This is a genomic window from Streptomyces fulvoviolaceus (assembly GCF_000718165.1).
GTDB lineage: Bacteria > Actinomycetota > Actinomycetes > Streptomycetales > Streptomycetaceae > Streptomyces > Streptomyces fulvoviolaceus.
The window spans coordinates 136,598-149,221 of the sequence record NZ_JOEY01000016.1; the positions used below are offsets into that span (position 1 = coordinate 136,598).

Below are 12,624 nucleotides of genomic sequence, written 5' to 3' on the forward strand. Positions count from 1 at the left end.
CACCGGCCCGCCCTGTACCGTGATTCGGGGTCCGCGCCATGACCTGGATCACGTGAGCGGCGGAGGATAACACACCCCCTGGTGGAGCTTGTGAAGGGGCGCACGAGCGACCCCCCTGAGGCGGGTGGATACTCGATGGCATGAGCACCACGGAGCGTCCCAGGATCCTCGTAGTAGGCGGTGGGTACGTAGGCCTGTACGCAGCTCGGCGCATTCTCAAGAAGATGCGCTACGGCGAGGCGACCGTCACGGTCGTCGACCCCCGGTCGTACATGACCTACCAGCCCTTCCTTCCCGAAACCGCCGCCGGCAACATCTCCCCGCGCCACGTCGTCGTCCCGCTGCGACGCGTGCTGCCCAAGGCGGAGGTCCTCACCGGCCGGGTCACCACCATCGATCAGGACCGCAAGGTCGCCTCGATCGCCCCGCTGGTCGGCGAGGCGTACGAGCTGCCCTTCGACTACCTGGTCATCGCGCTCGGCGCGGTCTCCCGCACCTTCCCGATCCCCGGCCTCGCCGAGCAGGGCATCGGTATGAAGGGCATCGAGGAGGCCATCGGCCTGCGCAACCACGTCCTCGAGCAGCTGGACAAGGCCGACTCGACGACCGACGAGGAGATCCGCCGCAAGGCGCTCACCTTCGTCTTCGTCGGCGGTGGCTTCGCGGGTGCGGAGACCATCGGCGAGGTCGAGGACATGGCCCGCGACGCGGCGAAGTACTACACCAGCGTCTCCCGCGAGGACATGCGGTTCATCCTCGTCGACGCCGCCGACAAGATCCTTCCCGAGGTCGGCCCCAAGCTCGGCCAGTACGGCAAGGAGCACCTGGAGAGCCGCGGCGTGGAGATCTACCTCTCCACCTCGATGGACTCCTGCGTCGACGGCCACGTGGTGCTCAAGAACGGCCTCGAGGTCGACTCCAACACCATCGTGTGGACGGCCGGCGTCAAGCCGAACCCGGTCCTCGCGCGCTACGGCCTTCCGCTGGGCCCGCGCGGTCACGTGGACACCCGGACCACCCTGCAGGTGCAGGGCACGGACTACATCTGGGCCGCGGGCGACAACGCCCAGGTGCCGGACCTCGTCGGCCGCAAGGCGGGCAACGAGAACGCCTGGTGCCCGCCGAACGCACAGCACGCGCTGCGTCAGGCGCGTGTCCTCGGCGACAACGTGATCTCCGGTATGCGGGGCTTCCCGCAGAAGGACTACAGCCACGGCAACAAGGGCGCCGTCGCGGGTCTCGGCCTGCACAAGGGCGTCGCGATGATCGTCATGGGCAAGATGAAGATCAAGCTCAAGGGCCGTCTCGCCTGGTACATGCACCGCGGCTACCACGGTCTGGCCATGCCGACCTGGAACCGCAAGGTCCGTGTCTTCGCCGACTGGACCCTCGGCATGTTCCTCAAGCGCGAGGTCGTCTCCCTCGGCGCGATGGAGCACCCGCGCGAGGAGTTCTACGAGGCCGCGAAGCCCGTGCCTGCGGCGGCTCAGCCGGAGAAGAAGACCGAGGCCAAGGCCTCCTGACCCGCTCCGGTCGCTGATCGAACCGAAGGGCCCCCTGCCATCCGTGGTGCAGGGGGTCCTTCGGCGTTCCTGGGGGCTGTGCCCCGGACGTCCCTTCGGCCTGAACGGCCTCGTCCTCAAACGCCGGACGGGCCGGAATGCCTGGACCGGTGTCGGGACTGATCTCCGGCCTGCCGGTGTTTACCTAGGTGGACAATTCCGGGATCCTCGTCACGGAGGTGTGCGCCATGGCAAATGCCGCGCTGCGGCTCAGAACCCTCTTCGAACAACTACTAGGGACGCCGCTCCCCGTGCGCATCCGCGCCTGGGACGGTTCGCAGGCCGGCCCGCCCGACGCGCCTGCGCTGATCGTGCACAACCGCAGGGCAGTGCGCCGGCTGCTGTGGAAGCCGGGCGAGCTGGGCCTGGCCCGGGCCTGGGTGTCCGGGGACCTGGACATCGAGGGCGACCTCTACGCCGCCCTCGGCCTGATCTCGGGCCTCGTCTGGGAGCGCGGGGAGGATGCCAGAACCCTCCGGGAGGCGCTGCGCGAACCCGAGGTGCGCTCCGCCGTGCGCGGACTGATCGCACTCGCCGGTCCGCCGCTGCCGCCCGCCCCGCCTCCCGAGGAGGTCCGCAGGGCCCGCGGCCACCTGCACACCAAGCGCAGCGACAAACGCGCGGTCAGCCATCACTACGACGTCGGCAACGACTTCTACGAGGTCGTCCTCGGCCCGTCGATGGTCTACTCGTGCGCCTACTGGGAATCCCCCGAGAGCACGCTGGAGCTCGCCCAGCGCGACAAGCTCGAACTCATCTGCCGCAAGCTCGCCCTGACACCCGGTCAGCGCCTGCTCGACGTCGGCTGCGGCTGGGGCTCCCTGGCCATCCACGCGGCCCGCGAGCACGGCGTGAGCGTCGTCGGCATCACCCTCTCCCAGGAGCAGGCGGCGTACGCCCGCAAGCGCGTGGCCGAGGAGGGCCTGACCGACCGGATCGAGATCCGCGTCCAGGACTACCGTGATGTCGCCGACGGCCCCTTCGACGCCGTCTCCTCCGTCGGCATGGCCGAACACGTCGGCTCCGAGCGGTACTTGGAGTACGCGGAGGACCTGCTGCGGCTCCTCAGGCCCGGCGGGCGGCTGCTCAACCACCAGATCGCCCGGCGCCCGCAGCACGACGAATCGACGTACAGCCTCGACGGGTTCATCGACGCCTACGTCTTCCCCGACGGCGAACTCGCGCCCCTCGGCGACACCGTGAGCCTGCTGGAGCGGGCCGGGTTCGAGGTGCGGGACGTCGAGTCGATCCGCGAGCACTACGCCCTCACCCTGCGCCGCTGGGTCGCCAACCTGGAGGCCGGCTGGGTGCGGGCCATACGGCTGACCAGCCCGGGCCGGGCCCGCGTCTGGCGGCTGTACATGGCCGCCTGCGCGCTCGCCTTCGAACGCAACCGCATCGGCGTCAACCAGGTGCTGGCGGTCAGGACGCCCGAGTCCGGGGCGTCCGGGGTGCCGTTGCGCTCCCGTACCTGGAACTGAAAACAGAAGGGGCCTGTCGCCAATTGGCGACAGGCCCCTATCCACCTGCGACTACTCCGACTTGATCGCCGTCAGCATGTTCAGCCGTGCCGCCCGACGGGCCGGCCACAGTGCGGCCAGGACGCCCACCGTCGCCGCCAGGAGCAGGAAGACGGCCATCCGGGCCCACGGCATGACCAGTTCGTACGTCGCCATGCTCGACCCCACCAGCTCACCGGCGGCCCAGCCGAAGAACACGCCGAGACCGATGCCGAGCACACCGCCGAACAGGGAGATCACCAGGGACTCCAGGCGCACCATCCGCTTGATGCCCTTGCGGTCGAGGCCGATCGCCCGCAGCATCCCGATCTCCTGGGAGCGCTCGAAGACCGACATGGCCAGGGTGTTGATGACCCCGAGGACCGCCACGAGCACCGCCATCGCGAGCAGGCCGTAGAGCATGTTCAGTACCAGCGTGAACATCTGCGCGATCTCGTTGGAGAGGTCCTTCTTGTCCTGGACCTTGATGGCGGGGTTCGAGCCGAGGGCCTTCTCCAGCTTGTCCTTCGTGGCGCTCGACGCGCCGTCGGACGTCTTCACCATGACCTGCATGTCGGCCGGGTCGGTCTCGTGCGGGGAGAGCGCCGCGTTGTCCAGGATGATGCCCTGGATCATCTCGTTGCCCTCGTAGACCCCGGCGACCGTCAGCTGCTGCTTCTTGCCGTCCTCGTAGTTGACGGTGAAGCGCGAACCGGCCTTCCAGCCATGGGACTTGGCGGTGTCGTCGTCCACGACGACCTGGCTGCCGCCGACCTTGAAGGCGCCGGAGTCGACCGTCAGGTCGGTCAGCTCGCCGATGGTCGAGCCCGTGACCCCGGTCAGGTACTCGGTCTTGCCGCCGATGCGCGAGGGCGCGTTGCGCAGCGGGCTGCTGGCGGTGACGTCGTCGAGCTTCGCGACCTTCTCGGCGACGTCCGGGGAGAGGGAGTTGCCGTTCGCCATCGAGACGACGTAGTCGGCCTTGATCGCCGAGGACGCCATCTTGTCGATGGACTTCTGCAGGCTGCCCGCCATCACCGTCATGCCGGTGATGAGGGTGAGGCCGATCATCAGCGCGGAGGCGGTGGCGGCCGTACGGCGCGGATTGCGGACCGAGTTCTGGCGGGCCAGCTTGCCGGAGATGCCGAAGACGCGCATGAATGGCGCCGCCGCCGCGATCAGCGGGCGGGACAGCAGCGGGGTCAGGATGAACACGCCGATGATGAGGAGTACGGCGCCTATGCCCATGGGGGCCTGGCCGTCCGAGCCGCTCATCGACGTGGCCGCCAGGACGACCGCGATGCCGGCGCCGGAGAAGAGCGCGCCGAGCGTGTTGCGCAGCACCAGCGACTTGGTGGTCGCCGCCGCGTGCACGCTGCTCATCGCCGCGACCGGCGGGATCTTCGCGGCCCGGCGGCCGGGCAGCCAGGCCGCCAGCATGGTGATGAGGATGCCGACCGCGAGGGCCGTGCCGACCGTACCCGGGGTGATGACCAGCGGTCCGTCGGGGACGGTCGCGCCGAGCATGCCGATGAGCGACTTCAGCCCGGCACCGATGCCGATGCCGGCGACGAGCCCGGTCACGGCGGCGACCGCGCCGACGACGAACGCCTCGATCAGCACGGATCGCGTGACCTGCTTGCGCGAGGCGCCCACCGCCCGCAGCAGCGCGAGCTCCTTGGTGCGCTGGGCGATCAGCATGGTGAAGGTGTTGGCGATGATGAACGTACCGACGAAGAGCGCGATGCCCGCGAAGACCAGCAGGCCCTGCTTCAGCCCGCTCATCGAGGAGGAGATCATCTCCGCCTGGTCGTCGGCGAGTTGCTTGCCGGTGGTGGTCTCGACGGTATCGGCCGGCAGCGCCTTGTCGAGCGCGGCCTTCAGCGTGGCCTGGCTGGTTCCGGCCGCCGCCTTCACGTCGATCTCGTCGTACGTGCCCGCCTTGCCGAACAGCGACTGCGCGGTCGCCGTGTCGAAGAGGGCGAGGCTGCCGCCGGCGGCGACATTGCCGTCGTCGGTGGTGAAGATGCCCGCGACGGTGGGCTTCAGGACCGGGCCGTCGATCGAGAGGCGCACGGTGTCGCCGACCTTGTAGCCGGCGCGCTCGGCGGTCTCCGAGTCGATGGCGACCTCGTTCGCGCCGCTCGGGGCGTGCCCGCTGACCAGCGGATACCGGGGGTCCTTGGCCTCCCAGTAGTTGCCGCCCTGCGACTGGAAGCCGCCGCCGATGAGCTTGCCGTCCTTGTCGGCGATGGCGGTGAAGCCGCTGACGACGCCGATCGCGGAGGCGGCGCCCGGGACTTGCTCGCTCTTGGCGAGCAGCGCCTGCGTCAGCTCGGGGCTCTTGCCGACCTGATCGCCCTTGCTCTCCTGGTACTTGGCCTCGACGGCGACGTCGACCTGGTCGAAGCCCTTGGCGGAGCTGTTCTGGAGGGCGTTGGAGAGAGTGTTGGTGAAGACCAGCGTTCCGGACACGAATGCCACGCCGAGCATCACGGCGAGCACGGTCATGAGCAGCCTGGCCTTGTGCGCGAGGACGTTGCGCAGGGCGGTGCGGAACATCAGCTGGTACGGCCCTTCGCGTCGAACTGCTTCATGCGGTCCAGCACGGAGTCGGCCGTCGGGCCGTACACCTCGTCGACGATCCGGCCGTCCGCGAGGAAGATGACCCGGTCCGCGTACGCCGCCGCCACCGGGTCGTGGGTCACCATGACCACCGTCTGCCCCAACTCCCTTACGGAGTTGCGGAGAAAGCCCAGTACCTCCGCGCCGGAGCGCGAGTCGAGGTTTCCGGTCGGCTCGTCGCCGAAGATGATGTCGGGCCGGGAAGCGAGCGCCCGGGCCACGGCGACGCGCTGCTGCTGGCCGCCGGAGAGCTGGGCGGGGCGGTGGCCGAGCCGGTCGGCCAGACCCACCATGGCGATCACCGAGTCCAGCCACTGCTTGTCCGGCTTGCGGCCCGCGATGTCCATGGGGAGCGTGATGTTCTCCAGGGCCGTCAGGGTCGGCAGCAGGTTGAACGCCTGGAAGATGAAGCCGATCTTGTCCCGGCGCAGCTTCGTCAGCTGCTTGTCCTTCAGGGAGCCCAGCTCGGTCTCGCCGATGCGCACCGACCCGGAGGAGAAGGTGTCCAGACCGGCCACGCAGTGCATCAGCGTGGACTTTCCGGAGCCGGAGGGGCCCATGATCGCGGTGAACTCGGCCTGCCGGAACTCGACGGAGACCCGGTCGAGGGCGACCACCTGGGTCTCGCCCTGTCCGTAGATCTTCGACAGGTCCGTGGCGCGCGCGGCCATGGTGGCGGTGGCCCGGCCGGCGACGGGTGTGGTGGTCACGGGATGGAACTCCTCGCGGAACGACGTCTTGAAGGGGGCGTGTTCCATCGTGGTGCCCGGCCGGGCCCGTGTAGTCAGCCGCTGTTCCGGTTCCGAAGGCAGACTCGGGAGGGACCGGGCGCCGCCGTGTCATACCTGGGGATGACGGCGGCCCCTGACGGCCGCTTTGAGGGACCCTCTGGCAAGCGCTTGCGGGCGCTTACGTCAAGAACAGGTGGAGCACCCTCGTTCGGGCGGTGAAATTCCGTCATTCCGCATGCGGGGCCGCCTGCCTCTTGCAAGGCTATTGGCAAGTGCGGATGGCCCGTTCCACGGGCTGATGCACCCTCAGACGTCAATAAAATAAGACAACATCGGTCCGCCCGTCCGCTGTTCGGGGGATGCATCCCGATAGGCTCGGAACCTCAACGCGGAGCCCATGGCCTGCCCGGATGGTGGAATGCAGACACGGCGAGCTTAAACCTCGCTGCCCCTTCGCGGGCGTGCCGGTTCAAGTCCGGCTCCGGGCACTTCCGACGTTCATCGATCCCTGCAGCATTCATTGACACCTCATGAAGAGGGGCGCAGACTCGTGTTCGCAAGTTGGTGAAGTAAATTTCACTACACGAACAGAGAGGTTCGGCGATGCGCACCACCGTCGGCATCATCGGAGCGGGCCCCGCCGGCCTCCTCCTCGCCCGGCTGCTCCACAACGCGGGCATCGACTCGGTCGTCCTGGAGAGCCGTGACCGCGCCTACGTCGAGCAGCGGCAGCGGGCCGGAATCCTGGAACAGGGGACGGTGGACGTGCTGCGCGCGGCCGGCGCCGGGGAGCGCATGGACCGCGAGGGCCTGCGCCACGACGGCATCGAGCTGCGCTACGACAGGAAGCGCCACCGCGTCGACTTCCCCGCCCTCACCGGCGGCCGGTCCGTGACCGTCTACGCCCAGACCGAGGTCTGCAAGGACCTCATCGCCCTCCAGCTCAAGGAGGGCGGCCCGCTGCTGTTCGAGGCGGAGGCACTGGCCGTCGAGGGCGCGGACACCGACAGCCCGCGCATCCGCTTCCGCCACGAAGGCCGCGAGGACGTCCTCGACTGCGACTACGTCGTCGGCTGCGACGGCTCCTGGGGTGTCGCCCGCAAGGCGATCCCGTCCGAACTCGTCCGGGTCTTCGAGCGGACGTATCCCTTCGGCTGGCTCGGCATCCTCGCCGACGTGCCGCCCTCGCACGACGAGCTCGTCTACGCCCGCCACGACCGCGGTTTCGCCCTCCTCTCCATGCGCTCCCCGTCCGTCTCCCGCCTCTACCTCCAGGTGCCGGAGGGCACGGACGCCGCGGAGTGGGGGGACGAGGAGATCTGGGACGAGCTGGAGCGCCGCTTCGAGACCGACGACGACTGGACGCTGGAGCGCGGCCCGATCACCCAGAAGTCCGTCACCCCCATGCGCTCCTACGTCCACGAGCCCATGCGGCACGGCCGTCTCTTCCTCGCCGGCGACGCGGCGCACATCGTGCCGCCCACGGGCGCCAAGGGGCTCAACCTGGCCGTCGGGGACGTCGTGACCTTCGCGGGGGCGCTGACGTACCAGAAGGAGACGGGCTCGGCGGAGCTGCTCGACGCCTACTCGGAGACCTGCCTGCGGCGGGTGTGGCAGGCCGAGCGGTTCTCCTACGACATGACGACGCTCCTGCACCGGGCTCCCGACGCGACGCCCTTCGAGGACCGCCTCCAGATCGCCCGTCTCGAGCGGCTCGCGTCGTCCGAGGCGGCCGAGACCGACCTGGCCGAGGGGTACACGGGCTTCCCGTTCGGGTGAGACCTCGGGTGAGACGTTCGGGTGGGATAAGGAGTCGATCTCCGGCGGGTTCCGGCCATGTACCGGCTTGGTCATGAACGGGCCCCTCCGGCGCCGGGAATCACGGATCCGCGTAGCGTGTTGCGCACCATGACAAGGGAAAGATCCTCCCCAAGCACTAGGGTCAATCCTTTGCCTTTCCATTACTCTTGAGCCAAGGCTACGCACGGTGGCCATGGAGGAGTGAAATGAGGAGCAGCAACCCGGTCTTCTCGCGACGGGGCTTCAGCCGCGACAACGGCTACGCGGGCTTCAACACCGCGCCGCAGGCCGGGGGCGCAGCTGTAGGAACGCAGGGCAGCCCGTACGCCCAGCCGCAGTCCGGCAACCCGTACGCGCAGAACCCCTACGCCCAGCAGGACCTGCAGGGTGCGCCGCCGCAGGCCCCGGTCACCACCGGCCGGATGACGATCGACGACGTCGTCCTGCGTACCGGCACCACGCTCGGCGTGCTGATCGTCACGGCCGCGCTCGCCTGGGCACTGCTGCCCGTCGACGACGCGAACATCGGCCGTTCGTACGGCATCGGCATCGGCGCCGCGCTGATCGGTATGGTCCTGGCCTTCGTCCAGTCCTTCAAGCGCAAGGCCTCGCCCGCGCTGATCCTGACGTACGCCGCGTTCGAGGGTGTGTTCCTCGGGGTCATCTCGAGCATCGTCGACAACCGCATCGCGAGCGGTGCGGCCATGCAGGCCGTGATCGGCACGCTGGCGGTCTTCGCCGCCGTACTGATCGCCTACAAGGCCGGCTGGATCCGCGTCAACCGCCGGTTCTACGGCTTCGTGATGGCGGCCGCGCTCGGCTTCGTCCTGCTGATGGCCGTGAACCTGCTGTTCGCGGTGTTCGGCGGCGGTGACGGCCTCGGCTTCCGCAGCGGCGGCCTCGGCATCATGTTCGGCATCATCGGCATCCTGCTCGGTGCGTGCTTCCTCGCCCTGGACTTCAAGCAGGTCGAGGACGGCATCGCCTACGGCGCCCCGCGCGAGGAGGCGTGGCTGGCGGCCTTCGGGCTGACGCTGACGCTCGTGTGGATCTACCTGGAGTTCCTGAGGCTCATCGCGATCCTCAACAGCAGCGACTAGTCGCCGACGATCGTCTGCGGCGGTTGTGCAGCGAAGGGCCCCGGGTTCGTCTCCCGGGGCCCTTCGTCGTCTGGGGTACCAGATGCGGTGCGCGCCTAGAGGAATTTGCGCGCGGCCCTCCTCAGGTCGTACTCGTGGATGAGCGCTTTCGCGTGGCCGTACGCGAGGTTGTGTTCGTGGCGGAGCCAGCTGACCTTTTCCTCGAAGCGGAAGAGAGCCGGGCCTTCGTCGACGGTGCGGAGCCAGTCGGACACTTCACGACCGGTGCAGTGGGGGATGCGGGCGAGCAGATTGCGGTGGGTCTCCTCGGAGAGGACGTGGGACATCGGCGCCTCCGGACGCAAAGGGGATGTAAGCCGGTCCTTCAGGTCACCGTGCCTGAGCGTTGGCCTGTTGGCAACAGTCCCGGTGTGGCGCGTACGGTTGCCGCGTGGCGGATACGAAGCGGTTGACCCTGGCTGTGGATCACTTTGCCGATCGGCTTCGGGCGGCGCCGCAGTCGCGTCTGCAACGGGGGGCTGCTTCTGAGGCCCTGGGGTTGGCCCGGGAGTTGGCTCGGTGGGCGCAGGTTCTGGAGGCGCCGGAGGTTGAGCCTCGGGTGATGCCGGATGCGGGGATGTTCGCCGCGGCTGATCAAATCACTGTTGCTGTGCATGACTTGGCCCTCGTGCTTGTGGACGAGGGCCAGGTTTCTGATGCGGTTCTGTTGGTTGAGGAGGCGCAGAAGAGGGCGGGGGTCTAGGGCGCGTTGGCGGGTGCGGGTGCGTTGTGGCTGGTCGCGCAGTTCCCCGCGCCCCTAGGGGGCTGCAGGTGCCCGGCGCTCTGAAGGGAAGCCTCTTCACGGCCCGCAGCGAAGCCTCTTGTGCGCCCCGCCTGAAGCCTCTTACAGGCTTGCTATGACCCTGTCCGCCAGGATGTAGACGTTCTCCTCGCCGCACGCGAAGGTCAGGGTGTACGCGCCCGAGATGCCCGAACCGCCCAGCAGTACCGGGGTCTCGCCTGCACGCAGGGCCGCCGACAGGCGTTCCGCCGTCTCCCGGTGGCCCGGGGTCATGCACAGGGTCGTGCCGTCGGCGAAGACGTAGACGTCGAGGGTGCCGAGGGGGCCGGGGCGGACGTCGGCCAGTTCGGTGGCGGAGGCGGCGAGTTCTTCCAGGGTGGCCACCGTGCGCTCGTGGTCGTTGGCCACGGGGGACGTCATCGGGACGAAGTCCGGGTGGGAGGGGTGGCGGCGGCGGGCCGCGGCCAGTTCGGCGGACTCGCCCGCGAACTCGTCGGCGTCGGCGCCCGCCTCGGTCACCGGCTCCAGGCCCACGAAATCGGCCTGCCGGGGCAGGAACAGCTCGCTGTCGGGCAGGCCCAGCAGCGAGGGCGCGTCGGAGGCGTCACGGGCCTCCTGGGCGGCCCAGAAGGCCCGCGCCTCGGCGAGCTCCCGCTCACGCTCCTCGGCGAGGGCCTCCGCCACGGCGGCGCGTATCTCATCGACGTCGGCGGAATGACGGGCGGCCGGCACCAGACCCCGCGCGGCGGAGCGGTTGCTCGCGGCGAGTTCGGTGTGCAGGGCGGCGACCTGTCGGCGCAGCACCATGAGGGTGCGCAGGACGGCGACGCCCACGGCGCCCGTGGCGGCCGTGGTGACCAGCAATGCGATCGGCATGGCGCTCACTGACGTACTCCCGGTTCAAAGTCGACCCCCGACTTCCTACATCAGCTTGAAGGGCGGACTATCCCGCTGTCAGTGCGTAACGTCACGAAACGGACAGGACTTTGGGCCCGGGGTTTGGTGCTGAAACGACTCTGACCTGCGTAAATCCCTTTCCCAAGGGAGATAGGTCACATCCTGGGGGAGATTGGATCACAAATCGGCCCAGAACCTTGGGGTTTCTCGGGTTCTGGGCCGATCGCTCACGCTGGGTTTCCGTGCGAATACGGGGAGTTGATCACTTAGATCGCCCCGCTCCGGTTCAGCTCAGGCGCTCGATGACCATCGCCATGCCCTGGCCGCCGCCGACGCACATCGTCTCCAGACCGAACTGCTTGTCGTGGAACTGGAGGGAGTTGATGAGCGTGCCGGTGATGCGGGCGCCGGTCATGCCGAAGGGGTGGCCGACGGCGATGGCGCCGCCGTTGACGTTCAGCTTCTCCAGCGGGATGTTCAGGTCGCGGTAGGAGGGGATCACCTGGGCGGCGAACGCCTCGTTGATCTCGACCAGGTCGATGTCGTCGATGGTGAGGCCGGCGCGGCGCAGCGCCTGGTTGGTCGCGTCCACCGGGCCGAGGCCCATGATCTCGGGGGACAGGCCCGAGACGCCGGTGGAGACGATGCGGGCGAGCGGGGTGAGGCCGAGCTCGCGGGCCTTGGTGTCGCTCATGATGACGACCGCGGCGGCGCCGTCGTTCAGGGGGCAGCAGTTGCCGGCGGTGACCAGGCCGTCGGGGCGGAAGACCGGCTTGAGGCCGCCGACGGCCTCCAGGGTGACGCCGGCGCGCGGGCCGTCGTCCTTGGAGACGACCGTGCCGTCGGGGGTCGTGACCGGGGTGATCTCGCGCTCCCAGAAGCCGTTCTTGATGGCTTCCTCGGCGAGGTTCTGCGAGCGGACGCCGAACTCGTCCATGTCCTGGCGGGTGACGCCCTTGAGGCGGGCCAGGTTCTCGGCGGTCTGGCCCATCGCGATGTACGGGTCGGGGAGCAGGCCGTCCTCGCGGGGGTCGTGCCAGGTCGTGCCCTCCTGCTGGGCGACCTCGGCGGTGCGGGCCTCGGCCTCGGCGAAGAGGGGGTTGCGCGTGTCGGGGGTGTCGGAGCTGCCCCTGGCGTAGCTGGAGACCATCTCCACGCCGGCCGAGATGAAGACGTCGCCCTCGCCGGCCTTGATCGCGTGCAGGGCCATGCGGCTCGTCTGCAGCGACGAGGAACAGTAACGGGTGATCGTGCAGCCGGGGAGGTGGTCCATCCCCATCTGCACGGCGACGATCCGGCCGAGGTTGTTGCCCTGCTCGCCGCCGGGGAGGCCGCAGCCGAGGTGCAGGTCGTCGATGTCCCTCGGGTCCAGCTCGGGGACCTTGGCCAGGGCCGCCTGGATGATCGTGGCGGTGAGGTCGTCGGGCCGCAGGTCCTTGAGAGAGCCCTTGAAGGCGCGGCCGATGGGGGAGCGGGCGGTCGAGACGATCACGGCTTCGGGCATCACGGCTCCATTGGCGTACGGGGGTTCATGCACGGCTTGGTTTGGAAGTTACCCGTACGTATGGCCTCGGTCACGGGTGTGGCGGTGTGACCCTGACCGCAGTTTTCTAAGCGCTTGCTTTTCTC

At 68.9% G+C, this 12,624-nt stretch carries 10 protein-coding genes and 1 tRNA gene; 6 read left to right on the forward strand and 5 right to left on the reverse strand.

Going from position 1 to position 12,624, the window contains the following annotated elements:
* Positions 1 to 140 precede the first annotated feature (140 nt).
* Together IG08_RS0118890 and IG08_RS0118895 are read left to right on the forward strand one after the other, a co-directional pair.
* Positions 141 to 1,523, forward strand: a complete 1,383-nt coding sequence (locus IG08_RS0118890; protein ID WP_030603455.1) for an NAD(P)/FAD-dependent oxidoreductase — start codon at positions 141 to 143, stop codon at positions 1,521 to 1,523.
* A 227-nt stretch (positions 1,524 to 1,750) separates the two neighbouring features.
* Positions 1,751 to 3,043 (forward strand): class I SAM-dependent methyltransferase, encoded by a 1,293-nt coding sequence (locus IG08_RS0118895; protein WP_030603458.1) that lies wholly within the window; start codon positions 1,751 to 1,753, stop codon positions 3,041 to 3,043.
* 51 nt (positions 3,044 to 3,094) lie between these two features.
* Here IG08_RS0118895 and IG08_RS0118900 read toward each other — a convergent pair whose 3' ends face one another.
* Positions 3,095 to 5,623: an ABC transporter permease gene (locus IG08_RS0118900; RefSeq protein WP_030603461.1), complete on the reverse strand. Its 2,529-nt coding sequence runs from the start codon at positions 5,621 to 5,623 to the stop codon at positions 3,095 to 3,097.
* Entirely contained in the window at positions 5,623 to 6,396 is a 774-nt protein-coding gene (locus IG08_RS0118905) for an ABC transporter ATP-binding protein (protein WP_030603463.1), read from the reverse strand. Before IG08_RS0118905 ends, IG08_RS0118900 begins: the two co-directional genes overlap by 1 nt.
* Before the next feature lie 425 nt (positions 6,397 to 6,821).
* Between IG08_RS0118905 and IG08_RS0118910 the strand changes: the two genes are divergently transcribed.
* The 3 genes from IG08_RS0118910 to IG08_RS0118920 all read left to right on the forward strand — a co-directional run bounded on the left by IG08_RS0118910 (position 6,822) and on the right by IG08_RS0118920 (position 9,317).
* Positions 6,822 to 6,905 (forward strand) — tRNA-Leu (locus IG08_RS0118910).
* Between the two features lie 115 nt (positions 6,906 to 7,020).
* The gene (locus IG08_RS0118915) at positions 7,021 to 8,196 is read left to right on the forward strand and encodes a 4-hydroxybenzoate 3-monooxygenase (RefSeq protein WP_030603466.1); all 1,176 of its coding nucleotides are present in this window, start codon (positions 7,021 to 7,023) and stop codon (positions 8,194 to 8,196) included.
* A 227-nt stretch (positions 8,197 to 8,423) separates the two neighbouring features.
* Positions 8,424 to 9,317, forward strand: a complete 894-nt coding sequence (locus IG08_RS0118920) for a Bax inhibitor-1/YccA family protein (RefSeq protein ID WP_030603469.1) — start codon at positions 8,424 to 8,426, stop codon at positions 9,315 to 9,317.
* A gap of 95 nt (positions 9,318 to 9,412) precedes the next feature.
* Here IG08_RS0118920 and IG08_RS0118925 read toward each other — a convergent pair whose 3' ends face one another.
* On the reverse strand, positions 9,413 to 9,643 hold the full coding sequence (locus IG08_RS0118925; protein ID WP_030603472.1) for a DUF4287 domain-containing protein: 231 nt from the start codon (positions 9,641 to 9,643) through the stop codon (positions 9,413 to 9,415).
* A gap of 134 nt (positions 9,644 to 9,777) precedes the next feature.
* Here IG08_RS0118925 and IG08_RS0118930 point away from each other — a divergent pair, with 134 nt between their 5' ends.
* Complete coding sequence (locus IG08_RS0118930) at positions 9,778 to 10,059, forward strand: hypothetical protein (RefSeq protein ID WP_043454709.1); 282 nt, start codon at positions 9,778 to 9,780, stop codon at positions 10,057 to 10,059.
* 141 nt (positions 10,060 to 10,200) lie between these two features.
* Here the strand turns inward: IG08_RS0118930 and IG08_RS0118935 are convergent, their stop codons facing one another.
* Entirely contained in the window at positions 10,201 to 10,974 is a 774-nt protein-coding gene (locus IG08_RS0118935) for a hypothetical protein (RefSeq protein WP_030603477.1), read from the reverse strand.
* 307 nt (positions 10,975 to 11,281) lie between these two features.
* Entirely contained in the window at positions 11,282 to 12,499 is a 1,218-nt protein-coding gene (locus IG08_RS0118940) for an acetyl-CoA C-acetyltransferase (RefSeq protein ID WP_030603480.1), read from the reverse strand.
* Positions 12,500 to 12,624: the final 125 nt, after the last annotated feature.

Bases quoted from the DNA above. Each gene is read 5' to 3' on its own strand.
- IG08_RS0118890 (WP_030603455.1), top strand. From the start codon at position 141: ATGAGCACCACGGAGCGTCCCAGGATCCTCGTAGTAGGCGGTGGGTAC.
- IG08_RS0118895 (WP_030603458.1), top strand. From the start codon at position 1,751: ATGGCAAATGCCGCGCTGCGGCTCAGAACCCTCTTCGAACAACTACTA.
- IG08_RS0118900 (WP_030603461.1), bottom strand. From the start codon at position 5,623: ATGTTCCGCACCGCCCTGCGCAACGTCCTCGCGCACAAGGCCAGGCTG.
- IG08_RS0118915 (WP_030603466.1), top strand. From the start codon at position 7,021: ATGCGCACCACCGTCGGCATCATCGGAGCGGGCCCCGCCGGCCTCCTC.
- IG08_RS0118920 (WP_030603469.1), top strand. From the start codon at position 8,424: ATGAGGAGCAGCAACCCGGTCTTCTCGCGACGGGGCTTCAGCCGCGAC.
- IG08_RS0118925 (WP_030603472.1), bottom strand. From the start codon at position 9,643: ATGTCCCACGTCCTCTCCGAGGAGACCCACCGCAATCTGCTCGCCCGC.
- IG08_RS0118935 (WP_030603477.1), bottom strand. From the start codon at position 10,974: ATGCCGATCGCATTGCTGGTCACCACGGCCGCCACGGGCGCCGTGGGC.
- IG08_RS0118940 (WP_030603480.1), bottom strand. From the start codon at position 12,499: ATGCCCGAAGCCGTGATCGTCTCGACCGCCCGCTCCCCCATCGGCCGC.